35 protein-coding genes are annotated in these 23,497 nt (G+C 65.8%); 28 read left to right on the top strand and 7 right to left on the bottom strand.

Going from position 1 to position 23,497, the window contains the following annotated elements:
• Window positions 1-79: 79 nt before the first annotated feature.
• Together JOF56_RS04150 and JOF56_RS04155 are read right to left on the bottom strand one after the other, a co-directional pair.
• Complete coding sequence (locus tag JOF56_RS04150) at window positions 80-433, bottom strand: hypothetical protein (protein WP_209634632.1); 354 nt, start codon at window positions 431-433, stop codon at window positions 80-82.
• 211 nt (window positions 434-644) lie between these two features.
• Window positions 645-1,052, bottom strand: coding sequence for a hypothetical protein (locus JOF56_RS04155; protein ID WP_209634635.1), 408 nt, complete (start codon window positions 1,050-1,052; stop codon window positions 645-647).
• A 480-nt stretch (window positions 1,053-1,532) separates the two neighbouring features.
• On the opposite strand from JOF56_RS04155, the gene JOF56_RS04160 reads away from it, so the two are divergent.
• From JOF56_RS04160 to JOF56_RS04215, 12 genes are all read left to right on the top strand, one after another.
• Window positions 1,533-1,871 (top strand): hypothetical protein, encoded by a 339-nt coding sequence (locus JOF56_RS04160; protein WP_209634638.1) that lies wholly within the window; start codon window positions 1,533-1,535, stop codon window positions 1,869-1,871.
• The gene (locus JOF56_RS04165) at window positions 1,868-2,353 is read left to right on the top strand and encodes a hypothetical protein (protein WP_209634641.1); all 486 of its coding nucleotides are present in this window, start codon (window positions 1,868-1,870) and stop codon (window positions 2,351-2,353) included. Before JOF56_RS04160 ends, JOF56_RS04165 begins: the two co-directional genes overlap by 4 nt.
• Window positions 2,350-2,571, top strand: a complete 222-nt coding sequence (locus tag JOF56_RS04170; RefSeq protein ID WP_209634643.1) for a hypothetical protein — start codon at window positions 2,350-2,352, stop codon at window positions 2,569-2,571. Before JOF56_RS04165 ends, JOF56_RS04170 begins: the two co-directional genes overlap by 4 nt.
• A 16-nt stretch (window positions 2,572-2,587) precedes the next feature.
• Window positions 2,588-3,940, top strand: a complete 1,353-nt coding sequence (locus tag JOF56_RS04175) for a hypothetical protein (RefSeq protein ID WP_209634646.1) — start codon at window positions 2,588-2,590, stop codon at window positions 3,938-3,940.
• The gene (locus tag JOF56_RS04180) at window positions 3,937-4,494 is read left to right on the top strand and encodes a zinc finger domain-containing protein (RefSeq protein ID WP_209634649.1); all 558 of its coding nucleotides are present in this window, start codon (window positions 3,937-3,939) and stop codon (window positions 4,492-4,494) included. Before JOF56_RS04175 ends, JOF56_RS04180 begins: the two co-directional genes overlap by 4 nt.
• Complete coding sequence (locus JOF56_RS04185; RefSeq protein ID WP_209634650.1) at window positions 4,491-5,273, top strand: DUF7341 domain-containing protein; 783 nt, start codon at window positions 4,491-4,493, stop codon at window positions 5,271-5,273. The genes JOF56_RS04180 and JOF56_RS04185 overlap by 4 nt, the downstream gene beginning before the upstream one ends.
• Before the next feature lie 454 nt (window positions 5,274-5,727).
• Window positions 5,728-6,039, top strand: coding sequence for a hypothetical protein (locus tag JOF56_RS04190; RefSeq protein WP_209634653.1), 312 nt, complete (start codon window positions 5,728-5,730; stop codon window positions 6,037-6,039).
• A 180-nt stretch (window positions 6,040-6,219) separates the two neighbouring features.
• Window positions 6,220-6,573, top strand: coding sequence for a hypothetical protein (locus tag JOF56_RS04195; protein WP_209634655.1), 354 nt, complete (start codon window positions 6,220-6,222; stop codon window positions 6,571-6,573).
• Window positions 6,570-6,818 carry a hypothetical protein gene (locus JOF56_RS04200; RefSeq protein ID WP_209634658.1) on the top strand — a complete coding sequence of 83 codons (249 nt, stop codon included), beginning with the start codon at window positions 6,570-6,572 and terminating at the stop codon, window positions 6,816-6,818. Before JOF56_RS04195 ends, JOF56_RS04200 begins: the two co-directional genes overlap by 4 nt.
• A complete protein-coding gene (locus tag JOF56_RS04205; RefSeq protein WP_209634660.1) occupies window positions 6,815-7,180 on the top strand; it encodes a hypothetical protein in 366 nt (121 codons plus the stop codon). Before JOF56_RS04200 ends, JOF56_RS04205 begins: the two co-directional genes overlap by 4 nt.
• A 385-nt stretch (window positions 7,181-7,565) precedes the next feature.
• Window positions 7,566-8,684, top strand: a complete 1,119-nt coding sequence (locus JOF56_RS04210; RefSeq protein WP_209634663.1) for a DUF932 domain-containing protein — start codon at window positions 7,566-7,568, stop codon at window positions 8,682-8,684.
• A 3-nt stretch (window positions 8,685-8,687) separates the two neighbouring features.
• On the top strand, window positions 8,688-9,047 hold the full coding sequence (locus tag JOF56_RS04215) for a hypothetical protein (RefSeq protein WP_209634666.1): 360 nt from the start codon (window positions 8,688-8,690) through the stop codon (window positions 9,045-9,047).
• A gap of 634 nt (window positions 9,048-9,681) precedes the next feature.
• Here JOF56_RS04215 and JOF56_RS04220 read toward each other — a convergent pair.
• Entirely contained in the window at window positions 9,682-9,909 is a 228-nt protein-coding gene (locus JOF56_RS04220; protein WP_209634670.1) for a hypothetical protein, read from the bottom strand.
• 61 nt (window positions 9,910-9,970) lie between these two features.
• Here JOF56_RS04220 and JOF56_RS04225 point away from each other — a divergent pair, with 61 nt between their 5' ends.
• The 4 genes from JOF56_RS04225 to JOF56_RS04240 all read left to right on the top strand — a co-directional run bounded on the left by JOF56_RS04225 (window position 9,971) and on the right by JOF56_RS04240 (window position 13,859).
• Window positions 9,971-10,675, top strand: a complete 705-nt coding sequence (locus tag JOF56_RS04225) for an adenine nucleotide alpha hydrolase family protein (RefSeq protein ID WP_209634673.1) — start codon at window positions 9,971-9,973, stop codon at window positions 10,673-10,675.
• On the top strand, window positions 10,659-11,087 hold the full coding sequence (locus JOF56_RS04230; protein ID WP_307854912.1) for a hypothetical protein: 429 nt from the start codon (window positions 10,659-10,661) through the stop codon (window positions 11,085-11,087). The genes JOF56_RS04225 and JOF56_RS04230 overlap by 17 nt, the downstream gene beginning before the upstream one ends.
• A 620-nt stretch (window positions 11,088-11,707) precedes the next feature.
• Entirely contained in the window at window positions 11,708-12,172 is a 465-nt protein-coding gene (locus tag JOF56_RS04235) for a phage terminase small subunit P27 family (protein WP_307854913.1), read from the top strand.
• A gap of 46 nt (window positions 12,173-12,218) precedes the next feature.
• Window positions 12,219-13,859, top strand: a complete 1,641-nt coding sequence (locus tag JOF56_RS04240; RefSeq protein ID WP_209634675.1) for a terminase large subunit — start codon at window positions 12,219-12,221, stop codon at window positions 13,857-13,859.
• Here the strand turns inward: JOF56_RS04240 and JOF56_RS04245 are convergent.
• Complete coding sequence (locus tag JOF56_RS04245; protein WP_209634678.1) at window positions 13,819-14,493, bottom strand: hypothetical protein; 675 nt, start codon at window positions 14,491-14,493, stop codon at window positions 13,819-13,821. The two genes, JOF56_RS04240 and JOF56_RS04245, sit on opposite strands and share 41 nt — an antisense overlap.
• Window positions 14,494-14,560: 67 nt before the next feature.
• Between JOF56_RS04245 and JOF56_RS04250 the strand changes: the two genes are divergently transcribed.
• The 5 genes from JOF56_RS04250 to JOF56_RS04270 are packed head-to-tail and all read left to right on the top strand — an operon-like array spanning window position 14,561 to window position 18,944.
• Entirely contained in the window at window positions 14,561-16,087 is a 1,527-nt protein-coding gene (locus JOF56_RS04250) for a phage portal protein (RefSeq protein WP_307854914.1), read from the top strand.
• Entirely contained in the window at window positions 16,084-17,058 is a 975-nt protein-coding gene (locus tag JOF56_RS04255; RefSeq protein ID WP_209634680.1) for a VG15 protein, read from the top strand. Before JOF56_RS04250 ends, JOF56_RS04255 begins: the two co-directional genes overlap by 4 nt.
• A 39-nt stretch (window positions 17,059-17,097) precedes the next feature.
• Window positions 17,098-17,736, top strand: a complete 639-nt coding sequence (locus JOF56_RS04260; RefSeq protein WP_209634683.1) for a hypothetical protein — start codon at window positions 17,098-17,100, stop codon at window positions 17,734-17,736.
• Window positions 17,737-17,772: 36 nt separating this feature from the next.
• Window positions 17,773-18,765: an SU10 major capsid protein gene (locus JOF56_RS04265; RefSeq protein WP_209634685.1), complete on the top strand. Its 993-nt coding sequence runs from the start codon at window positions 17,773-17,775 to the stop codon at window positions 18,763-18,765.
• The gene (locus JOF56_RS04270) at window positions 18,765-18,944 is read left to right on the top strand and encodes a hypothetical protein (protein ID WP_209634688.1); all 180 of its coding nucleotides are present in this window, start codon (window positions 18,765-18,767) and stop codon (window positions 18,942-18,944) included. Before JOF56_RS04265 ends, JOF56_RS04270 begins: the two co-directional genes overlap by 1 nt.
• Window positions 18,945-18,947: 3 nt before the next feature.
• Here JOF56_RS04270 and JOF56_RS04275 read toward each other — a convergent pair whose 3' ends face one another.
• Window positions 18,948-19,118 (bottom strand): hypothetical protein, encoded by a 171-nt coding sequence (locus tag JOF56_RS04275; protein WP_209634690.1) that lies wholly within the window; start codon window positions 19,116-19,118, stop codon window positions 18,948-18,950.
• Window positions 19,119-19,310: 192 nt separating this feature from the next.
• Between JOF56_RS04275 and JOF56_RS04280 the strand changes: the two genes are divergently transcribed.
• From JOF56_RS04280 to JOF56_RS04295, 4 genes are read left to right on the top strand one after another with little or no spacing between them, the layout of a single operon-like run.
• Complete coding sequence (locus JOF56_RS04280) at window positions 19,311-19,700, top strand: hypothetical protein (RefSeq protein WP_209634692.1); 390 nt, start codon at window positions 19,311-19,313, stop codon at window positions 19,698-19,700.
• Window positions 19,700-20,029, top strand: coding sequence for a head-tail adaptor protein (locus tag JOF56_RS04285; protein WP_209634695.1), 330 nt, complete (start codon window positions 19,700-19,702; stop codon window positions 20,027-20,029). The genes JOF56_RS04280 and JOF56_RS04285 overlap by 1 nt, the downstream gene beginning before the upstream one ends.
• Before the next feature lie 4 nt (window positions 20,030-20,033).
• Window positions 20,034-20,348: a hypothetical protein gene (locus JOF56_RS04290; RefSeq protein ID WP_209634698.1), complete on the top strand. Its 315-nt coding sequence runs from the start codon at window positions 20,034-20,036 to the stop codon at window positions 20,346-20,348.
• Entirely contained in the window at window positions 20,345-20,764 is a 420-nt protein-coding gene (locus JOF56_RS04295; protein ID WP_209634701.1) for a hypothetical protein, read from the top strand. The genes JOF56_RS04290 and JOF56_RS04295 overlap by 4 nt, the downstream gene beginning before the upstream one ends.
• 16 nt (window positions 20,765-20,780) lie before the next feature.
• Here JOF56_RS04295 and JOF56_RS04300 read toward each other — a convergent pair whose 3' ends face one another.
• Window positions 20,781-21,149: an STAS domain-containing protein gene (locus JOF56_RS04300; protein WP_209634704.1), complete on the bottom strand. Its 369-nt coding sequence runs from the start codon at window positions 21,147-21,149 to the stop codon at window positions 20,781-20,783.
• Window positions 21,150-21,353: 204 nt separating this feature from the next.
• On the opposite strand from JOF56_RS04300, the gene JOF56_RS04305 reads away from it, so the two are divergent.
• Genes JOF56_RS04305 through JOF56_RS04315 form a run of 3 tightly spaced genes read left to right on the top strand, consistent with a single transcriptional unit; the run spans window position 21,354 to window position 22,680 of the window.
• Window positions 21,354-21,992, top strand: a complete 639-nt coding sequence (locus JOF56_RS04305) for a phage tail tube protein (protein ID WP_209634705.1) — start codon at window positions 21,354-21,356, stop codon at window positions 21,990-21,992.
• Window positions 21,989-22,264, top strand: coding sequence for a hypothetical protein (locus tag JOF56_RS04310; RefSeq protein ID WP_209634708.1), 276 nt, complete (start codon window positions 21,989-21,991; stop codon window positions 22,262-22,264). The genes JOF56_RS04305 and JOF56_RS04310 overlap by 4 nt, the downstream gene beginning before the upstream one ends.
• Before the next feature lie 14 nt (window positions 22,265-22,278).
• Window positions 22,279-22,680: a hypothetical protein gene (locus tag JOF56_RS04315; protein ID WP_209634709.1), complete on the top strand. Its 402-nt coding sequence runs from the start codon at window positions 22,279-22,281 to the stop codon at window positions 22,678-22,680.
• Window positions 22,681-22,960: 280 nt separating this feature from the next.
• Here the strand turns inward: JOF56_RS04315 and JOF56_RS04320 are convergent, their stop codons facing one another.
• Window positions 22,961-23,266 (bottom strand): hypothetical protein, encoded by a 306-nt coding sequence (locus tag JOF56_RS04320; protein ID WP_209634711.1) that lies wholly within the window; start codon window positions 23,264-23,266, stop codon window positions 22,961-22,963.
• Between the last annotated feature and the right edge of the window lie 231 nt (window positions 23,267-23,497).

Here is a 23,497-nt window from a genome sequence, read left to right on the forward strand (position 1 = left end):
CAAGCTCTGAAGTGATTGCGCGACCGGGCGGCTCCACGGCTCATTGGTCGTGGAGTCCCGGGCACGGGTCAAGACCGGCTTAGTTCTCTTGCGGTGATCCGTCGAGCCGGATGGAGTAGCGGGTCATCCGATAGATGCCCGACCAGGAGCGTCCTGCGAACATCTCCTTGAGTTCCACGAGCTCGAGCCCGGCCAGCTCGGCACGCGGACGTGGTGCAGGCTGCCAGCGTGGATTGTCTGCCTCGATCAGTCGGCGCAGCTGATCGCGGTGACGTCGCTCGTTGTAGATGTCGTTGATCATGTTGACGAGGTGCTCACTGATGGGAGTCCCTTGTCGGACAAGCAAACTCTTGTAGCTGTGCTTGTCAGTGATGATCTTCCAAGGTGCGTCGAGATGGGGGACGACCTTGACTATGGGTGGGTGTAAGGACACGTCTCTCCTCCCTGTTGCGACCTCCTCATGACGTGTCCCCGCGTGAGGAGGTTGCGTGTGCGGTTGCGCTGCGTGGTGTTGCGTGCCCCCCGGCACGGCGAGCGCAACGGTTGATCGGCGCGGCCGAGTTTCCTTCAGCCGTCAACTATCTCTTCGATCTTGCAGGACAGACGTTACACATAACAGGACCACTCGTGCAGGTGCTGGCGGCTTATCGGCGTGGCCTATGCAAGGCCACATCCTTGGTAGGCGTGTCGGCGAGTTCGGTTCGCGCTACCGCGACCATCTTGCGTAGGCAGGCACGAAACTCGGGAGGGACGGCGCGGTAGTCATCAAGCAGTTCGACTTCGTCGGGATCAAGCTGAGGACCGCTCAGCGGGATCTCGTAGTCGCGGGCGAACGCCGCGCTGACCTCTTCCAACGGCGCACCCAGCGCCTTCTCGAACCGTTGCAGGACGTCGAGCCGCAGCGTGGTCGCCTCATGGTTGGGGTTGACGTAGTGCGATAGCGCGCCTTGTTTGAGGTTGTTGTCGGCTTCGATCTGGCGCACGCTGCGGCCAGCGCCGTACTTCTCAACAAGCGCGGCGACGTGCTTACGGGCGGGTGGATTGGTGGGCATTCATTCCCCTCGCGGTGCATCGGCCTGTGGTGTTGACCGGTCGGGTTGTCCCGCGAGGCCAGTTTCCCCCTGGTAGCTTCGCGTGTTGGGACCGACCGATCGATGTCGTCCCCCGGCGACCGTTGTGTTGCCTGGTCGCGGGGTGTCCGCGAGGGACACTGTAGTGACTCTGCCTGGACGGGCACGCCCTCCTTTCGTTGGAAATACTTCCTACACCAGCGTAGCTTGTTTGAATTACTTGACACACGATGTTGATCTCCTGCACGGTGGACACGACGGCGCCGGGGGGCGTTGTTAGCGCAAACAGTGGGGGTGACCGTGTTCCGTTCCTGCGCGCACTTCTTTGGCATACACGCGGCTCTGCTCTCGGCCTGGCTGGCAGGCATATCCAGGGCCGGACACCCGCATGTGGGTGACCGGCCGCCGCTGCCTGTCGTTGCACACCTGCGGTCCAGTCTGCCGTCAAGGAGGCGGCACCCCATGACATCCACGACCACCGACGCCACAGCCGCGAAAACTGCCACAGCCCGTCCGACCGACGTTGATCTGACCAGCTTGAAACCCGTTTGGGATGCCCTGCTCGCCGCTCGCGCCGAGGAGGCTCGCGCAGCTCAAGTCGCCAAGAACATGCGGGCGATCATCGAAGACTGGTTGGGCGACAACGAATACGGCACGCTCGATGGCCGCCGCGTGGTGTCCTACAAGTCCTCCGAGCGCATCATCCTGAGCGAGAAGCTGGTCCGGGAACGGCATCCGGACGTCGCGCGTGAGTGCGAGGACATCATCCCGATCCGCAGTTTCCGGGTGCTCACGCCATGACGGTGGCCAGACACGGCCGGTCGTCCGGAACGGATGGCGCTGCGCGTCTGGTTCCGGACGATCCGGCCGCGATCGCCGACGAGGTCACCCGGCTGGCGGTGACGCTGCCGCTGGACTATAGCGGCACCCTCAGCGATATCACCGCGCTGCTGGTTGTCGACCCGCGCAACACCGCGCACATTGCGGCGATCGCTGAGGCGATCATCAGCTCCGCGCTGGCCGATCCGTTCTACGAGACCACCGCCAACCGCTGGCGCCCACTGGTCCCCACCTGGGTGCGGGTGCAGTCGATGAGCGGCGCCACGGTGAACGTGCTGATACGGCTAGGGATTCTCGTTGGCACCGGCCGGTATGTGCGGTGTGACAACACCACCAAGCGCAATGTTGGCAAGCTCCAGCCGGTCTACGCGCTGGACGTCGTCGCCCTGCGCGATCTGCTATCCCGCTCGGCCGGTGCAGTCTCGCCGGCCGAGAGCGCGTGATCCGGTCGGCCAGTCACGCCGACATCCAAGCCGCCCGCCGATGCCTACGCGGGGACCTGCTCGCCGAAGAGGTGTCCACCACAGCTCGTGAGCTGGTCGTCGCGTGGCTGCATGGTGCCGGTTTGGCTGACCGTGAGGTCGCGTCGCGGACCGGCATGACCACCTACACCGCCGCGCGGATTCGGGCGCGGCTGGCCCTTCCTGCTGTTCAACCGTGATCTTGGGGGGATTCTCGTGGCGCGTGACCACGCCCGTCTGTACGTGCACATCTGGACCGATGACGAGGACTGGAAAGCCTTATCGCCCATGGCGAAGCTGCTGTACCTGCAACTGTTGTCGCAGAAGCGGCTGACCTATGCCGGTCTGCTGGACCTATCGGTGAAGCGGTGGGCACGGGCTCACCCTGGCGTGCCGTTGGACCAGCTGCGCGCCGCACTGTCCGAACTGGACAACAAGCGGTTCGTGGTGGTCGACCAGGACACCGAAGAGGTGCTGATCCGGACCTTCATCCGTAATGACGAGTTGTACAAGCAGCCCCAGGTACTCGCGGCGGCGCTGCGGGCCGCATTCGACATCGAGTCGCCGATCCTGCGGGCCGCGCTGGCGGTCGAGCTGCGCCGCCTGCCCGTGGAGGTGACCGGGCAGGCACCCGCAGTCGCGGCGGTCGCGCTGGAGGCAGGACTACGCGAGCAGCCCACGGCGGTGAAAGCCGCCTTCGCCGACCGCCGCGCCCGGCGGGCCACGCCACCGCCGACCATCCCGACCCCCGAGCCTGAAGCCCCGGCCAAGCCGGAGGCCGTTGAGCCCGGCCGTGTCGACGCGCCCGCAACCGAACCGGCTCCGCTCGATATGGGCGTGCCCCCTGCTGAGAACCCTTGCGAGGACCCTTCGGTCGACCCTGTCGGGCACCCTTCGCGCGATCCTTCCGGGCAGGCTCAGGGAGAAGGGAGTTGGGAGAGGGAGAAGGTAGTTGCTTGTCCTACCTTGGGTTTCGAGAAAGTGGGTGTCCCCGCGCCTGCGCCCGTGCACACACGCGTAAGCGCGTCCGCACGCGAGCAAGCCCCACTACCCGCCGCGCACCTCGACGGCACGCCCACCGATCACCACGACGAGCCAGGGCACGATCCCGACACCGGTAGCGGGTCGGTCCGCCAGGCGCGCCGGGCCGAGGCAGAGCGGCTGGTCCTGGTACACACCCCTGAGCAGCCGCGCCGGGTGCTGGACCGGTTGCGCGGTGAGGTGATCGGCCTGCTGGCCGAGGGCCTCGAACCAGCGATCATCGCCGCCGGATTGCGAATCTGGGCTTCCAAGACGCTCGCGACGACGATGCTGCCCGAGCTGGTGGCCGAGCACATGCGCGCCCACCTGACCCACACCAGCCCAGCCGCATTGACCCAGGACCTGGCCACAGTGGCCATGTTCGAACGCGTCCGGGCCGACAAGATCAGCGCGGATGACCGGTCGGTGATCGGCGAGGCCGTGCGCGCCGAGCTGCCCGCCCACACCACGCCGGCCGAACTCGGCGAGCTGATGCGCGAGGCCGGACAACGCGCCCTGGCCCTCGCGGTCGCGGGCAGCGGGTCATGACCGCGCCGTCGATCAGCCGGGACGAGGTGATCGTCCTGTTGCGCGGAGTGCGCCCGCCCGACGCTGGACCGCCACCGGACGCGATCGTGGGCGCGTGGCTGGATCGCTTGCAGGGCTACAGCTTGGGTGAGTGCGAAGCCGCGGTCCTCGCCATGGGACCCATGGCGCGCACGGCCACGCCGTCGGTCATCGCCGGGTCGATCGACAACGCCCGCGACCGCACCACCCGCACTGCCATGGAGTCTCCGGGCACGGGGACTCCGACGGCCACGGTGACCAGCTTGCCGGGCTGGCAACGGCAAGCCCAACGCGACCGGCACCGCAAGGCCGGGTGGCGCGGCATCCAGGCCGTCTACGCGGCGATGGGCTGGCACCGTGACTCCACTGTGGACGCCGCTCGTATGTGGCGGTGCCCGTTCTGCCACGCCGCGCCCGGTGAGTTGTGCGGGCCGCTGTCGCGCAACCGCGCCGGGCACCACGAACCGCGCGATCGGAAAACCCTGATGCATCCCTCCCGGCTCACGGCCGGACAAACCTCGGAGACGACCCGATGACCTACACCGACACCACCATCCACAGCGACGAGCCGGTTGTCCCCAACGTTGTCCCCAGCCCGGACGAAGCCTCCCACGCCCGCCTGGCGTGGGAGGTCGCGGTCGACCAACTGGTGCAGCCAGGCCAGGAACGCATCCGCCGTGAGGACGGGACCGAGGAGATCGCCGAGGTGCTATGCCTGCTCGACCAAGTCGACGAAGCGGTCATGCCCGGCATGGAGAACACCGGCGGCTACGGCGGCGGATCGAAACCGCCAGCCTCGCTCAACGCGTTGGCATTGCTGGCCGAGATCGCCACAGAAGTCCGCGCCTGCTGCCGCTCGCACGATCACGAGGCGTTCGAGACGATCCCCGATCAGGTCCGCGCCTGGGTAGCGCATGCTGCGGATTGGCAGCACTCCTATCCCGAGTACGTAGTGTGGGCGGCCGACCGCGCGGCCCGCTGGGTTACGCAAGCCCGGCTGCTGCTCAACCCGCCGCCTCGGTTTGTGTTGCGTGGCAAGGCATGCCCGGTGTGTGACGTGGATACTGTGCTGGTCTGGTCGGACGAGGAAAGCGACTTCGTCCGCCGCCCCGCCCTGGCGATCGATCCTGACCGGATCGAAGCCGTGTGTGCGAACTGCGGGCAGATCTGGGGCCTGGAGATCTGGGCACAGCTGGCCGCCACCCTCGACCGGCAACTCACCCAGGACACGCTCGCTGTGACTGGCGACACATCCCGTGACGGCGATTCTCGGTTGACGCCGCGATCACCTGACACGCATACTGGTCGGGCTTAGCACACGTGTGCCTAGAATCAGCATAAGCCTTCGAAGCCCCGCGAACCCCTCCCCCTTGGTTCGCGGGGCTTCGTCATGGGAGCGGCGGGCAGGCGACGGCCACCCACCCCTCCCCATATCGTGTTTCCATTCCTCATTCTCGCGTCGCCGACGGCCTGCGCGAAATTGTCCCAACTACTCGAATAGGGACACGAAAGAGAATGATGGAATGTGACCATTAAAACCACCGGATCACTTGAATGACAATCCGAAATAGGGAACCATTAGTGATGCAAGAACATATCCGGCCCGGATGCTGACACATCCGGACCGGACATCATTGAAAGGTTCCCACCCTATGCGTAGACGTGACGGGTGTGCCGTCAGAATCACCGCATCTCCAGACACCAGATTCTTTGGCTCCATGTGTTTCGAGACCAGTGACGTGTCCACAATGCCGGAGCTATGCCAGGTGATGATCGAACACCTGAAGGGCATGGCCGACTATCATTACTACTTCACCATCTATCCCAGTGACCACGTGTCGCTGAAGGTCGTCGGGGCAGTCGGGGAAAACCCCGATCCGGCTGAGATTGTGAGACTGTGTGAACTGTTCTCCGACTTTGTCGAGCAGTTCAGCTGGATCGACATTCGAAACCCGCAATGGGTCCGGTTCAGGCTCTGTCAGGTGCATCTGCTGACACCCCGATTTGCCGCCCACATGGGGTTCAGAGACCCCGTGACCGTGACCCCTCACCGGCACTTGTGCCGCTATCCCGGTCTCTAGCTTCCCTTATGGCTGGCCGGTGTCCGGGTGGGTGGGCTCTGCCTGCCCGGACACCAGGCCGAAAGAAGTGGTTCGCACTGGGCAGGAAGAAGCCCTGGCGGCTGCTGACACAGCCCCAGGGCGGCGGCCCGGTGCCCTACGGAGCAGGTCCCAAAACTCAACTCCGAAAGGACACCCGACGTGTCTGATGCTAGTCCATCCGCGCTCTCGCCCGAAGAGGCGTTTGACCGATACGCCAACGCGTTCGAGCAGCGCGAGGAGCAAATGAAGGCCCTGCACGCCGAACTGTCGCGCGACCGCGACGTGATGCGCGTGCTGTACCTGACCTACCTCGACCTCGGCAAGGCATTGATCAACGACCGGACCACCGAAGACGCCATCGCACAAGCCCGGCGTCACGGCTGGATCGCCGGAGCACGCCCCGCATTGACCCGCGACGGCCTCTACGTGTGGTGGCACTGGAAAGAGAAGATCGCCCCCTACGCGCGGGACCCGTGGTTCCAGTCACTGTGGCGCGAGGTGATGAGCTGGTGAACCGCCGCAAAACGCCACGGCTCAACAAGATCGCGGCGCCGTGTGACATCTGCGGGCAGATCGTGCCGCCTCGGCGCGGGTACCTCTTCCGCGGCGAGTCAGGCAGCTGGGCCGTAATACATCCACCGGCCGAATGGGTTGGCTCGCCGATCTCCGGCCAGCGCGTCGGCGGCTGCCCGCCCCTGCCCACCGAGTCGGATAACCCGGCGTCCAGCGACACCACCCAGGCTGGGGAAGCAGCGTGAACGAACGCGGCGACCCGACAGGCCGCCATCATCTGGCACCTGATCAGCATGGTGACGACGCGGTGGAATCAGTGCGCTTCGAACTGATCGCGGCACTGTGTAACGACGTGGCGGTATACCGCGTGCTATGGCTGCTGGCCACCGGCATGAATCAGGAGTGGTGTCTGCGCGACCTTGCCCTTCCCGACGCGGTCGACCGCGTGATCGGGATGGGTTTGGTGGTCGCCCCCGAGGAGGAGCTGATCGCCTACCAGCTCACCGATGCCGGCCGCGCCCGCATTCGCGAGTGGTACTTCGGCATCCGTCACCACCGCGACGAACGCGAGTTCCAAGCGATCTGGCGGGCCGTCACAGGCCGCTAGCCCCGACCGGCCCGGCGGCGGTCGCGCTACCCGGCCGCCGTCGGGTCTTCCATGCCCGCACGCACGCGACAATGACGCTGCGTCCGATCAGCCCTCGACACAGGCCGACGAGGTACGGCAGGATAAGAGCCGTTCCCACGGTTTTGTCGGCAAACAATAATCGAGGGACAGGAAGGGGTCTGCGGTGCACCGCAGACCCCTTCTTCATGTTTACGATTGATCGTCAGGCCTTCAGAAATGCCACGCTAAGCCATTCGTACTCACTTTCTCCCCAGTTTCCCTATTTGGTTGACCGACACCCGAAACCCGGTAATGTCATGGGTGCCGACAAAACCAACCGCACAGCTCCCGAGAGGGTCTGTGCCGCATGTAGGGAACTGTTCTCATGGCTCATGAGATTGAAATCTTTGCCGATGGCACAGCCGCTTTTGTGTCCGCCAATACCCCCGGCTGGCACCGTCTGGGCACCGTGGCATCCGGCCCGATGACCGTGACCGAAGCTTTGAAGCTGGGCAAGCTGGACAACTGGAATGTCCGGATGGAGCCCCTGGTGGCCGCCGTGCCGAATGGCAAGTGCTCCGAGTGTGCCCGCCCGCTGGGTGAGATCCATGATGACCTGTGTGTCACCGGGGATCACGACGGCGAGGACAGCGACCGGATCGTGGATGAGCACGACACGTCCATCCCGGTCGAGGTTCCGTTTCACCGGGCGGTGGTCCGTGACCATCCCATGACTGGCATGCCTGAGGTGCTGAGTGTGGGTGGCCTGGACTACACCCCGATCTCCAATGAGGAGATGGGGGCGACCCTGCAAGCCATCCTGGATGAGTCCGGGGCCATTGTGGACACTGCTGGATCTATCAAGGGTGGCCTGGACACCTTCATTACCGCCCGTATGCCCAAAGGCATCCTGGTGGGTGGTGTGGACGCGGTGGAGCTGAACCTGGCCGGGCTGAACTACTTCCGGCCCGGTAAGTCCAGTGAGTTCCTGGTTACTCCGGTCCGGGTGGTCTGTGCCAACACCCAAGCCGCCGCACTGGGCAACTTCCGGTCCCGCTGGACCGTCCGCCACTCCCCGAATGCTCCGCAAAGGATCTATGAGGCCCGGCAAGCCCTCAAGATCTCCTTTGACTACCGGGATGCCTTTGCCGAGCAGGCCGAGAAGATGATCAATGAGGATCTGGCCATCCGGGAGTTCGAGAAGCTGTGCCGGGAGATCTGGCCCAAGCCGGACGAGGACGCCAACAACGGCGTCAAGGAACGCGACGACCAGCTGACCTCCACCCTGATGTCCATCTTCAAGGGTGAGACCAATGAGAACATCAAAGGCAAGCGGGCCAAGGGCACGCACTGGTCGGGCTACCAAACCGTAGTAGAGTACCTGGACCACTTCGCCCCGGTCCGGGACACCGACAATGCCGCCCGTATCCGTGCCGAGAGGGCCCTGTTTGGCAAGTCCCTGGACACCAAAGAGCAGGCATTCACCCTGTTTCAGGTGGCCTGAACCATGGACCCGACAGCCGCACTGGCCGAAATCCGGGCCATCATTGCCGACTACCAGCAGGGGACCGCACCGACCCGCCAACTAGTGGACCTGGTGGACAGCCTGGACCAGTGGCTCACCCGGGGTGGCTTTCTGCCCGATCAGTGGACCATGCCGGACAACTACCCGTTGGAAGCCCCGTTCCACTTCGGAGTAGCCGCCATGGTGACCGACCCTGCCGAAGTTCTGGAAGAGATCCGGTCCTGTGAGACGGCTTTCCGCGAGCAGCGGGGCAAGCTGGTGGAACTGGTAGCCGGGCTGGACCGGTGGATCATCACCCACCCAGGCAAGCTGCCCGCACAGTGGACAGCCAACCGCCGGTGACCCTCTCTCATCAGTGCCCCCACACCCCGGGTGTGGGGGCACTGCCCATGCCCGCCCAGGGTGGTGTCGCGATGCCTGCCCGTGCCGCCCGCCCCTGCACCCGCCCAGGGTGCGAAAACCTCACACCGACCGGTGGCCACTGCCGTGAATGCCGCTCCCGTGCCCGACTCGCGCACGGTACGAGCGCCCAGCGTGGCTACACCGGCCCGCACCGCACGCGTTTCCGACCCGGTGTCCTGTCCCGTGCCAGTGACCGGACCTGCCGCTGTGACCTCACCGACTGCCCGGACCACTCCGGCATGCCGTGTAACCAACCGTCCACTGTAGCCGACCATTGGCCGCTCACCCGTAAACAGCTTGTGGCACAAGAGCTTGACCCTGATGACCCTGCCCATGGCCGTGGCCTGTGTGCCCCGTGTCATGCCCGGGTGACCGCCCGGGACCCCAGGACACAGGGAGGATGGAACACACCGTGACCGCCGCTCTCAAGGCCAAGGCCATGCAGGCACCAACGCCAGCCGAAGCGGACCGGCCGACCGGACTGCCACGCACCCCAGGGGAGGGACCCCTCAGCCGCTCCAACAGGCACAAGCCGGTGAGGCCCGGACAGGTCCCGCCAAGTTTCCGCAAGCGCTCACTCCACGCTGGCTGTGCCGCGTTCCCGCTGGATCAGCTTGGCCGCCCCGACATCGCTGTAGCCCATCACCTCACCGATGATGATGTTGCTCGCGCCGAGAGCCTTTGCCTTGACCGCCAACCGATTCCGCTCCGCCTCCCACGCGGCGGCCTGCTCGGCGGCCTGGCCCAGCTCGGCCAGCACGGCCGCGCGTTCCTGCTCCATCTCAGCGATCGGATCGGACATACCCTGATCCTAACCAGGTTCGATCATCCGAACTCGGTTCGAGCACGGCGGGAGGTGCGCCGTGCCGATCACCATTGACGGGATCACACCCTCCGCCGAGATCCGCGCCCAGCTGGCCGCCGAGGGGAAACCGGTTTTGCTCGGCTTCTCCCGGGGCAAGGACAGCCTGGCCGCGTGGTTGGCGATGCAAGAGGCAGGCATCGAGGTCATCCCGTACCACCTGTACCTCGTGCCCGACTTGAAGTTCGTCGAGGACTCCCTGAAGTTCTACGAGGACTTCTTCCACACGCCGATCATCAACCTGCCGCACCCGACGCTGTACCGGTGGCTCAACGCGTTCCTGTTCCAACCGCCCGAACGGCTCGCGATCATCGAAGCCGCCCAGTTCCCCGAACCCACCTACGAAGAACTGGCCGACGCACTGCGCGAAGACCTCGACATGCCAGAGGCGTGGAACGCCGACGGAGTCCGAGCCGCGGACTCCCCGAACCGGCGGATGGCGATGGTCACCCACGGCCCCATTCGCGAACACCTCAAGAAGGTCTCCATCGTGTGGGACTGGCGCATCGCCGACGTGCGCGACTCGTTGAAGCGGCATAACTGCCCGTTGCCACCGGAATACGAGTGGTTCGGCCGGTCCTTCGACGGCATCGATTTCCGGTTCCTCGACCCGATCCGCCAGCACGCCCCCGCCGACTATCAGCGGATCTTGGACTGGTTCCCGCTCGCCGACTTGGAGGTGTTCCGCCGTGGCCTCACCGGATGACCCGGCCAGCGACACAGACCCGAACAACGACCTGCTGGCACAGCTGCAGGCCGCCGCCGTGATGAGCGGGCCGACCTCGCAAGCGGAGTTGCTGGCCCAGCTCAACGCCGAACCCGAACCGGACCCGCTGGCCGATGTTGAGTACACCGGCGACCTGGCGACCGACTCGGCCGCTGAGTTGGACGCGGTGCAGCAGGGGTTCCGGGACCGCACCAAGCGGGAAGACGAACGGTTCCGGCTGGCCACCGACTCCGAGTACTGGTTCGTCCTGTGCTTCAAGTCCCGCGAGGACAAGGAAGCGTTCCTGAAGGCGGCCGGTTTGATGGCGGTCGGTGACAAGTACCTCGACGGCTACGCCGTCGCCCGCGTGCTGGACATCCCCATGCCCAGCACCGACACAAGGAAGGAGTGATCGACTATGCGCCAGCGTTTCGGCCGGCTGGTCGCGGGCGTCCGCCGGGCGTTCAGCCGCCGGTCCGCGAGTTCCGGCCGTGGCCGCAGCTCGGGCAGCTGACCCGAGCACGACCGCATGTCAGGGCGCGAAGACTGTGAAACGTGGTCCGCTACTGGGGATCCGGCTCGTTCCGATCCAACTCGACCTCGACATCCAACAGCTTCCAAGCCTTGGCCCGGACCTTCACACGCCGGAAGGGGCCGTCCTTGATCAGCCACACGAACAAGCCAACACAGACCACTACGGTAACCAGAACGGCGATCGACACCCACATCACGGCATACCTCGGCTCGTCATCCGCCCGGCTGCGCCGCCACGGCGATCACGTCGATATGCGCTGTGTTGAGTCCTTACCTTCACCGGACTGTGTGCGGTCAACCCGGTACTGCGAAGTTCAGTCCGAGACACCATCCCTGCGCAACGCACCGCCGAAGCCCCGAGATGTAGGGTGCGGGACCTCGTCCGAGACCTTGGCGGTTCCCTCGGACACACGGTGAGAAACAGCATCTCTCAACGCAGGCATGCTAACACCGCGTCCACCACCACTCACTCAGCGGCGTTCGAGTACACGTCCGGGGGTGGTCGACGTGGGCAAACGCGGACCCGCGCCCAAACCGACCAGCCTGCGCATCCTGCACGGCGACCGCAACGACCGGATCAACGACACCGAGCCGGTCCCACCAACTCAGGACATCGCTTGCCCCGACTGGGCATCCGATGCCGCGCAGTCGATCTGGGACCGTTTGGCGCCCGGCCTGATCGAGCGCGGAGTGCTGACCGCATGGGACGTGGACGCGTTCCTGGTGGTGTGTGAGGCCCTGGCCCGGTACAAGTCGGCGACCCAGTTAGTGAACGGCTCGGCGCTGCTGGTGCAGGGCGGGTCGGGGTTGATGAAGAACCCCGCGCTTCAAGTGCAGGCCGAGGCCGAGCGGACGTTCCTTCAGTTCGCCGCGCGTTTCGGGCTCACGCCGTCGGACCGCCAGGGGATCAAGACCGAGGTGGCCGATGGCGCGACCGGCGGCGCGGAACGGCTCCTCTCCTAAGACCTCCCGGCGCTCGACCCGGCCGCCGAAACAACCCTCCCTGCCAGTGTGTGGGCGGACGTTCGACGGCCGGGTGTGCCGCAAGCGCGGTACCCACTTCTGTGCCCCGCGGGCCGATCACGCGGTGGCGTTCTGCCAAGAGATCTGTGTCCACACCAAAGACCGGTGGGCACGCAAACCGTTCATCCTCTCGAAGTGGCAGCGCGAGGACATCGTCCGGCCGCTGTTCGGCGAGGTCCGTTGGGACGATGAGGCCGAGTGCTATGTGCGCCGGTTCCGCATCGGCTGGATCGAGCTGGCCAGGAAGAACGGCAAGTCCGAGATCCTGGCGTTCGTCGCGCTGTACATGCTGTGCGGCGACGGGGTGGAGTCTGCGGAGGTCTACGGTTGCGCCCGCGACCTCGATCAGGCCAAGCTCGTGTTCAAGGTCGCGGCCCGAATGGTCGCGCTGTCGCCGGTGCTGGCCCGCCGGCTGCGGGTGATCGAGCATGCCGCGCGGATCGTGGACGAGAAGACCAACAGCGTCTACCAAGTTGTGCCGTCCGACGCGCTGGGCAACCTCGGTTCCAACCCGTCGTGCGTGATCTTCGACGAGGTGTTGACCCAGCCCAACGGGGACTTCTGGAACGCCATGCGCACCGGCATGGGCACCCGCCTCGAACCGTTGCTACTGGCGGCCACCACCGCGGGCGACGACCCGTCCAGCTTCGCCAAAGCCGAGCATGACGAGTGCGTCAAAATCACCGACGACCCCGACCGGGCGCCACACCGGTTCGTCTACCTGCGCAACCTGCCCGAGGACGCCGACCCGTGGGACGAAGCGAACTGGTACCACTCCAACCCCGCCCTCGGCGACTTCCTCTCCCTGGCCGCACTACGGGAAGAAGCCCTGGAAGCCCGCAACGACCCGGCGAAAGAGAACGCGTTCCGCCAGTACCGGCTCAACCAGTGGGTTTCGCAGGTCACACGGTGGATGCCAATGCACCTCTACCTCGCCTGCACCGGCACCACCGCCAATGCGCCGGAGCGGTTGCGGGACCAGTTGGTTCGCCGTCCGGCGTGGGGCGGGCTCGACCTGGCGTCCAAACTGGACCTGACCGCGTGGTGCCTGATCGTGCCCGACGGAATCGACGGACACGCATCCGCACTGTGGCGGTTCTGGCTACCCGAAGCCGGAGTCGCGTTCCTGGACGAACGCACCGACAACCGCGTGTCCCGGTGGGCCGAGCAAGGCTGGATCACCGTCACCGACGGCGAAGTCATCGACTACGAGGTGATCGAGGACGACATCACCACCGACACCGGCCTGCTGCGCGTTGCGGACATCTCGTATGACGAATGGTCCGGCGAACCCGTCCGGCAACGCCTCGAACGCCGAACCGGCGTATCGATGTACCCGGTCCCGCAGACCTACAAAGGCATGACCCACGGCATGACCGAACTCATGACCCTCACCCGCTCCCGCGCCTGGTCACACCACGGCAATCCCGTCGCCGAGTTCTGCTTCGACTCCGTCGAAGTCCGCCATCCGCCCGGCGAGCCGGACCTAATTCGGCCCGACAAGCCGGAACGCCGCAAGACCAGCAAGCGCATCGACGCTGTCCCCACGGCCTCCATGGCGTTCTCTGGATGGCGATTGCGCGGGTCTAAGGTGAAGAAGTCTTCTCGGATGGTGGTGATGGGCTAGCCATCTTTCTGCTCGAACTTCCTTCTCTTCGTTTGATCTGACGAGGAAGGCGCCTATACGAATCTGGCTGCCCGTCACCATCCACTACAGCCAGGCCGACGTCACGCCGGAAGACCCGAACGACTTCCTTTAGCTGGTCTCTCGCAAGATCGATCCACTTGTTGAGATCTTCATTAGGCATCTCTGGCTCCAAGAAGTAGGCATTTGCCATATATACCGAAACCGTGAAATTCATGATAGCCAGTTCCATCAGATCAGACCCTATGAGCTTGGACTTCGCTTCCTGTTGACGCAGTTTGAGCTCAAAGGCTTTCAGCTTCTCCAAATCATCTGACTGCGGTTCAACGGTTCCTTTGGGTCGACGACGAAAGCGCGTGATGTACTCCATCCACGCTTCGCATTCAGCGAGAAGCTCGCTGTAGAACGTGATTCGCTGGTCCAGCCAGTGCTTGCGGTAGTCGTGTACGCGATCCAATTCTCGCTGTTCACGGTCGCGTTCCCAACGGACATCCTCTCGCGTCCGTTCGCGACGAGCATTAAGTATTTGACCAATGACGACGCCGACCACACCGAATACGCCTGCCAGAAGCGCAACAACAACCGGAACCCAGACGGACACTTGACCTGACTGCATGTCAGCACCGTAGAGGCGCGGGACGCGCCATCGTGAGATTGACTGCCGTTCTCGGGGGTGAGCACTCGTGGCGCTTAGCTCGCTCGACCTCTCACCAGCCCAGTGGATCACTCGCATCACTCGCCAACACGACGCGCAGTTGCCGCACCTGGAACTGCTGGACGCTTACTACGAAGGCGAACAGCCGCTGTCCTACATGCATCCGGAGTTGTTGCGGCGCTTGGACAACCGCGTCCGCCAGGTAGTGATCAACTGGCCAGAGTTGGTAGTGGACAGCCTGGACGAGCGGCTGGACATCACCGGGTTCCGGTTGGGTGGTGAGCAGGCGGCCGACCGGGAGTTGTGGCAGATCTGGCAGGCCAACCGGCTCGGCCTGCACTCCGAACAAGCCCACATCGATGCGCTCGTACTCGGTCGATCGTTCGCCATCGTTGGCACCAACGAGAAGCGGCCGTCGATGCCGCTGGTGACGGTCGAGTCCCCGTTCGACGTGCACGTGGATATCGACCCGCGCACCCGTGAGGTACGTGCAGCGCTCAAGCGGCAGTACGCCGAAGACGGCGACGGCGACCTCTCGGAAGCCTGGGCCACGTTGTACCTACCGGACGAGACGATCTGGTACAGCTCGGACAACGGCGGCGCGGTGTGGGAGGAGACCGACCGCGACGAACACGGCATGGGCGTGGTCCCGGTCGTACCCTTGATCAACCGGCCGCGCATCCGCCGACGCCGCAGCTCACCTCCCCGTCTGGGGCGGTCCGAGCTGGCGAGTGTGCTGCCGTTGTCGGACGCGGCGAACAAAGTCGCCACCGACATGATGGTGTCCGCGGAGTTCCACGCGATGCCGCGCCGGTACGCGTTGGGGTTCGACAAGGACGACTTCGTTGATGCACAGGGCCGGGCGCTGACGCCGTGGGAAGCGGTCGCGGGTGTGCTGTGGGCATCCTCGAAGTCGCCCAAAGAGGACGGGGTTGCGGTCGGGCAGTTCCCGGAAGCGGATCTGTCGAACTTCCACAACACCCTCAACGCCCTAGCCCGCCTGGTGGCCTCGATCTCCGGTCTACCACCGCACTTTCTGGGCTATGCCACGGAGAACCCGGCCAGCGCGGAAGGCATCCGCTCCTCCGAGGCCCGCCACATCAAACGCGCAGAACGCCGCCAGCGGTCCTTCGGCGACAGTTGGAACCAGGTGGCACAGCGAATTGTGCACGTCCGTGACGGTCGGGTGCCGGATGAGGCGTTACGGGTGGAAACCCAGTGGGTGGACGCCGCGACGCCTACATTTGCCGCTCAGGCCGATGGGGTGGTGAAGCTCTACAGCGCGGACAAGCTGTTGCCGCGCCGGGCATCTCGCCGGGCGTTGGGGTACTCGGATGCGCAGATCCGGGACATGGAAGCCGAGGACCAGGAAGCCTACGCGCGGGTCGCGGGCGGTGACCTGGCCGCCGAATATGGCCCGAAACCCACCGACCCGCCCGAGCCCGTCCCGACTGAGCCCGCAACCGACGATGCGCCCCGCCAACGCGGGCAGGCGGGGCGTCCGCTGAGGGTGCAGTTCCGTGAACCCGCCCTCGCTGGGCGCTCGATCGCGTGACCGCCCCCGGCCAGGCGGAAGCCGAGTTCTACCTGGCGCACCAGCAGCTGGTGCGCCAGGCCGCCAACCAGACCCAAGCCGCGTGGGCCGAACTCGACCCAGCCGACCCGGTGGGATCGTGGACCGAGCAGGTCCGCCCCCAGACGGTCGCGGCAGTGGAGCAAGCCCAGGTGGAGACAGCGTCGCTGGCTCCGGTGTATGTAGCGGCAGTCCTGCTGGCCGCTGGCCTGCTAGCTGCCCCGGTCGCGGCCGTGGTGGTGGCTCGGGCATTCGCCGGCTACGCGGCGAACGGCCTGCCGCTGGCCGCGCTGTTCGATCTCGCCTTCGGCCACTACCGCCGTGCCCTCGCTGTGGGTGTGCCCGCCAGCGAGGCCCGCACGATGGGCCTATCCCGCCTCCTGAAATACGCCACCACAGAGATCAGCGACACGTCCCGGCTGGCAGTCACCGCCGCCTCAGTGGCCGACCCACGGATCGTGGGCTACGAGCGGACCGTGCACCTCCCGGCCTGCGGGCGGTGCATCCTGCTGGCCGGTCGCTTGTACCGGTACACGACCGGGTTTGACCGGCATCCGCAGTGTGACTGCGGCATGCGACCAGTCACCCGCACACAGTGGGAGTCCCACCGGGACAACAACCCTCGTGCCCTGTTCGCCGCGATGACCCGCGCGCAACAGAACAAAGCGTTCGGCGCGGACGATGCGGCGGCGATCCGGGCCGGAGCGGACATCTCCCGCGTGGTCAACGCCCGCCGCCCGGGTGCGCTGTATGTCGCGGGCGGACACGAGTACACCCGCGACTCCACCACCGTGCGCGGCGCAGGCCGACAGATGGGTCAGCTGGCCCGCCCACCCGGCGACCGCTACCGCTCCACCCGCACCGCCCGGCCGACCGCAGCCCAACTGGTTAACACCGCACGCGACGAAACCGAGCTGGCGGAGCTGTTGCGCCGGTTCGGCTACCTGCGCTGACCCGCCACTCCCACTCCACGAAAGGGGTTTCAGTTACCCGTGTCCGACGAACAGATTCCCGCCCCACACTCGCAGTCCTCAACCGTGCCACCCGAGCAGCCAACCCCGCCGCCTGCCGATCCGGCGCCGACCGGTGAACCGTCTGCGGTGGACTACAAAGCGCTCTACGAGCAGACCCAGACCCGGCTGACCACCGCCGAGCAGACCGCCCGCGACCACGCCGACAAAGCCGCGAAGTACGACGACCACCAGGCCGCGCAACTGTCGGACACCGAGAAAGCGGTCGCCAGGGCCGAGGCCGCCGAACAGCAGGTCACCACGCTGCGGCGCCTGGCGGTGGACGCCGAGATCCGCGCAGCCGCGGCCGGCTGGGCCGACCCGACCGACGCCCCGCGCTACCTCGACGACCGCGACAAATACGTCACCCCCGACGGTGTCATCGACACCGCAGCGATCACTACGGACCTGGCGGCGGTGCTGCTGGCACGTCCACATCTGGCCCGCACCGACACCCCGGGTGTGCGACGACCCGCGCCGGACCTGTCCCAGGGCGCCCGCACCAACGGCCCAGCTGGGATCGATACACAGATCGCCGAGGCCGAGAAGAACGGCGACTGGGCCACCGCGATCTCCTTGAAGAACCAGCGCCTGGCGCAGCAAGCCAGCCAACAGCGCTAACCCGTCCCTGTTTCCCTTGTCCTGTTAGGAGTCCCTATGCCTGGTGTGGCCGCGATCGCCAACACCTACAACAGCCCCAACTTCGTCGGCGAACTGTTCGCCCTCACCCCCACCGACACCCCGTTCCTGTCCGCCATCGGCGGCCTCACCGGCGGCAAACGCGCCAACGGGATCGTGCACACCTGGAGCGTCTACGACCTGCGCCCACCCGACCCCAACCGCCAACGCCCCGAAGGCGCCGACGCCCCCAACGCCGAATCCCGGGTGCGGGGCCAGGACCGCAACGTCCTGGAAATCCACCAGGAAACCGTCGGCGTCACCTACACCCGCCAAGCCACCCAGACCATGTTCGCCGGAACCGGGTCGCCCAACCCCAACGCTGCCAGCATCGGCGGCGCGAATGCGGTCGGCAACGAGATGGACTGGCAGACCCGACAGTCCCTGGTACAGATCGCCCGGGACGTCGAGGTCGGTTTCCTGGTCGGCAAGATGCAGGAACCCACCGACAACTCCACCGTGCGCAAGACCAAGGGCATCATCGAGGCCACCAAGACCAACGTCATCACCAACGCCCAACCCGCGCCGCTGACCGAGAGAATGGTCCTCGACCTGTTGCAGAAGGTCTGGGAGAACGGCGGCATCCAGATCTCAGAGACCGCCGCGCTGATGTGCAACGCCTGGCAGAAACGCGTGCTCACCAACGAGTTCATCACCAAGAAGAACTACCGCGAGGAATCCCGCAACATCGCAGGCGTCACCGTCACCACCATCGAAACCGACTTCGGACGGCTGGGCATCATGCTCAACCGCTACATGCCCGCCGACACCGTCCAGGTCGCCAGCCTCGACCAATGCGCCCCAGTCCTGCTGGAAACCCCCGGACGCGGATTCCTGTTCTCCGAACCCCTCGGCAAAACCGGCGCATCCGACAAAGCCCAGATCTACGGGGAAATCTCGCTGGAGTACGGCCCGGAAGTCGCCCACGGCAAGATCACCGGACTGACCACCACCGCCACCGGGGGTGCCTGATGAAGTTCACCAGCACCCGCTACCCCCAACTCGTCGTCCATGACCTCGACGTGACCTTTGTGGATGGTGAGGCGGAGGTGACCGCGAAGCCGACCATCGACGCGTTGAAGGCGCTTCCATCGGATATGGGGGTGCGCGCCGCAGGCGGCCGTCCGGCCAAGGATGCCAACGCCGAGTAGCCGTCACCGCTTCTTGCCCCAGAACGCACGGATCACCTCGGAGAACGCCCGCAGCCCCTCGGCTCCGCGCTTCTTGGCGATGTAGAGACAGACCGGCATCGCCACAATGAAGCACACCACGACCCCGAGAACAGCAGCAACCGCCGGTATCGCCAGCACTGACAAGAACTCCATTCACAACCGCCATTCATCGCCGACGGTCCCGGTCTCGTCGATCTGGTTCGTTGTGTGGTGTTCAGTTGTCGCCAAGCAAATGGTGATGCTCTAGTAGGGGTTGGCGTTCCGGGCACCAACATCGGTCGGCGTTCTAACGCCAATCCGTGCATCCTGACATGAGCTTAGCCGACAGGTCGCGTGGGGTGTCACATGTCCTCACCAGCCCCGTTGGCGACTGTCAGCGATGTCCAAGACCGTGCTCCACAGCCCTTGACCGAGGCCGAACGTGCCCGCGCCACGGTGTTGATCTTGGATGCGTCAGCGATCGCGTTTTCGAAGGTGCCGGATCTGCCGCAGCCGCCGCCGGCTACGGCGGTGGGCGTGATCTGCACGGCCGTGTTGCGGGCGTTGGCGTCCCCAGCGGATGGCAACAAGTCCGAGACGATCGGCGGTCACTCCCGCACGGCCGCGCACGAGGGCGGCGGGCTGTACCTCACGGACGACGAACTGGATCTGCTCCGCGCGCCTCCTCCGGAGCCTCGGGGCGCGTTCTCGATCTGGACCGTCCCACCAACACCACCGGCTGGAGGTGATGGCTGATGCAGTTGCCGCACCGGCTGATCGTGATCACTCCGGCCGAACAGACCGACGAGTACGACAACCCCACCCCGGCCCTGGACTACGGCCCGGCCGCGCCCCGCCGCACCCTGTGGGGCCTGCTGCAACCCGCCGCCTCGACCGAAGACCCGCAGCCCGGTCGAGTACCGGTCACCACGTCCTGGCGGCTGTTCACCGTCCAGCCCATCAGTGCGCGGGAGCGGGTCGAGTGGAACGGCCGTGTCCTGGAGGTCAACGGCGAACCGGCGCGCTGGTCGCCCCGGTTCGGACACGTCCACTACGAAGCCACACTGACCACCGTGGAGGGATAACGACATGTCAGCATTCGACGGGGTCGAGATCGACCGGGCCGGGGTCGCCGAGATCCTGTCCTCGCCCGAGATCACCGAAGCGGTACACCAGCTCGCCGAACAGGTCGCCGAAGCTGCCCGCGCCCAAGGCCACCGGGTGACCTCCGGCGACCTCCTGCCGATCGAGGCGTTCAGCGATCCCGGCCGTAACCGGGCCGGTTCCACGGTCGCGATCCGTCATCCGGCTGGGGTCGGCATGGAGGCCCACCACGGGGTGCTCAAGCGCGCCGCCACAGCGGCCGGGTTGGACGTGCACGGCCTGGACGAGGCCGACCCGTGAGCGTGGCGGTCCCGGTCGACGTGACCGAGCTGGTGGTGCGCGCGTTGCGGCGGCTGCTGTCCGGGCGTCCCGAATCGGTCGCCGCTGGGGTGAAGGTGTCGACCGAGACCGGACGCGGCGTGAACGGCGGTCCGCCGTCCCTGCCGTGGCTGCTGGTCGCCGAGGACGGGCATACCTGGGCCTGGCCCGCTGTACAGCGGGTGGTTATTCGGCTGACCTGCTGGCACCGCACCCCGCACAGCAGCAAAGCCCTCGCCGGGCTTGCCCTGGGCCTGCTCTGTCACCCAGCCCTATCCCAGCCGTGGACCGCCGAGCCCGTCACCGGGCCGATCAGCGCTACCGACCCCTACACGGACAAACCGCTGGCAACCGCCACGGTTGCGGTACTCGCCCGGACACCTCCCCGGTACGCGTGAGCCGACCGGCCGCCACCTACGCGGACCGGGCCTCGTCCAGCGTGTGGTGTACCGAGAGCACCTCGCCGAGCCCGGTCACCTCCATGATGCGCCGCACGAACGCGGACCCGTCGACAATCCGCACCACGCGTCCGGCCTCGTGCGCTTCGTGATGGGCGTCGATCAGCACCCGCAGCCCGACAGATCCCATAAAGGCAATCCCGGCCAGATCGAACACCACGACCGGTGACGGCCTGTCCAGCCCGTCCCGCACAGCCTTGGCGAACTCGTGTTCGGTAGAGAGATCGATATCACCGAGGACGTGCACCACCGTGACCGTGTCACCCGGTTCCACGGTCCATCTCAGTTCTGTTCCCGCGTCGTCCACGGCAGCCCTTTCCCGCATTCACCCCCGACCATTACCGCGATGGTCACGGCCGGGATCGGAACATTTGCCGCCCGCGGTCACTGCGGGAATCACACTATCGCGCGCCTGGCCGTGGCCGCAGCGGCGCGTGTTGTGATCGTTGCCTAGTCCGCGCTGGGAGGTTCATGCCTCCTCGCAGGGGTCTGACCTCCCGAATGCACCCCTTTGGAGGTCATCAGTCTTATGGCACTCAACAGTGCCCTTGTGCGTGTCGCCGGAACCGGCGAAATCTCCCTGGCCAAAGCAGGCACCCCGGAACCCACAGACGCCACCACCCCACTACCGGCCGCATGGACCGGCCTTGGACTGTCCACGTCGGACGGCGTGACCGTGCGACGGTCGGTGGACAAGCAAGGCACCGAGCATTGGCAGCAACTCACTCCGGCGCGCTACATCTACCAAGGTCAAGAGTTGACCGTGGCCTCGACGTTCCAGGAGTCCAAAGCGGCTGTGCTGGGCGTCTATTTCGGCGGCATGACCTTCACCGAAACCGCACAGGGCAGCAAGAAGTACCGCGCCGAGATCTCCAGCGTCCCCCGCAGCGACGTCCGCGCGTTGTGCGTGGACTGGACGGACTTCATCAGCGACACCGAGATCTACCACCACCGGCTCTACCTGCCCCGCGCGGAAGTCTCGGAAACCGAGGACGCCCAGTGGTCCCGCGCCCAGGAAAACCGGTGGGGCATGACCTTCGCGGCACTCGCGCCCGTCGGCGGGTCCACCATGCTGGGCGTGTGGCTTACCGACGACCCCGCCGTGCTGGCCACCCCGCCCGCGCTCACGGCAGACGACACCCGAACTGCAAAGGAGAAACCCGAGTGAGCACCAGCCAACGCGCCGAAGCAACCCGCAAACCCGCCACCGCACATGGTCCAGCGGTGATGTGGCGGGGCAAGCGGTTCACACTGCCCACCCCCGCCGCGATGCCGCTGGAAGCCCTGGAAGCCGAGGAGGACGGCAAGCACCTGACCGCGCTCAAGCTCATCCTCGGCGCCGAACAGTACGCGACATTCCGGACCTCGGCCGCCACGGCGGCCGACGCCGAGGACTTCTCCGCACAGGTGATGAAGGAGCTGGGCCGGGGAAATCCCTAACGGTCGCCCGCCTGGTGGGCGACGAGACCACGGCCGCCGCGCTGGAAGTCGATTTCCTCGCCTACGGGGTGGATCTGCTCGACCTCTACCGGGGCCGATTGTCCTTCCGGCGGGTCTGCGCCCTGGTCGAGCACCTGCCCGACGACGCGGCGGTATGGCGCACGGCCGGGCCGCAGGCCGGCTGGCCACGCACGGACTACCTCCTCGTCGCGCTGGAACGGCGGGTGACCCTGTTGTGGGCGACCGTGGCCGCCGCGTTCGGGCACAACCCGACCGAACAGCAGCTGGCCAGTCCGCTCGACGCGCTGACCGGCCACAGTGACCGGCCTGCCGTGAGCGGGGGTGATCCTCCGGGGCCAGAAACCAAGAGCCTTCGCGAGATGGCACGGATGATGCACAACGGCCAAGAGTTCTAGGCATGTACCGCTGCTGTAGATCACGTTCGACCGTTAAGCCGCGAGCCCGGCCGCCTGTTCGGCCGGGCTCTATGCACGATGTTGCGACTGAGAACGGCGGCACCTTGGTTGCGGTCCCGTTCAGTAGGACCGCAAGGACGTCGCTTACCTTGTAGCCGCTGCGCGACGTGCGAATATGCGTGGCCACGGCTCAGGCATCCCTCATCAGGACTGTAGAAGTTGCGCCGCCGCGATCAGAATTCCGTTCGGCTCTAAGCGGATTCGCTGCCGAACGACCGGATCAGCAGAAGTACTGCGCGAGAACGTACCCGGAATACGGAGAGTTGATCTGCCACCAGACCCCGTCGCGGTAGTCGACGACGTTGACCGTCTGGTAGCGGTACACGAGTCGTCCGGTGGGTGAGCCGCCAGGGACGTAACGCACGTCGACGTCGTTGGCGTAGCACAGCGTCCTTACTACTTGCACGGAAACGTCTGCTGTACTGGTCTTCGTTGTCGCCACGTCGGCCGTCGCGACCGAGTTCAGCGAAGCGAGAAGCCCGAGTGCGGCAAGCACCGCGAAGGCAAGGAGCTTGAGCCTGTTCATCCAAATCCTCTCGTAAGGAACTGGTTTCCCCGGCAGACCGAACCTGCCGCCTCGCAAGAAGATAGAGAACACCTAACGCCGTGAAGCCTTACTTGTACGGCTTTCCATCGAATGGAGCATGCGCTGTCCGGTCTGCCGCAACAGATCGCTGGAGAAGATCCCTAGCAGCTACTCACCCTTCACGGCCATGACTAATCCATAAAGGACAGATCTTCTGGCTATGCCGTAGTC

The sequence above is a fragment of the Kibdelosporangium banguiense genome (genome assembly GCF_017876405.1).
Taxonomy (GTDB): Bacteria; Actinomycetota; Actinomycetes; order Mycobacteriales; family Pseudonocardiaceae; genus Kibdelosporangium; species Kibdelosporangium banguiense.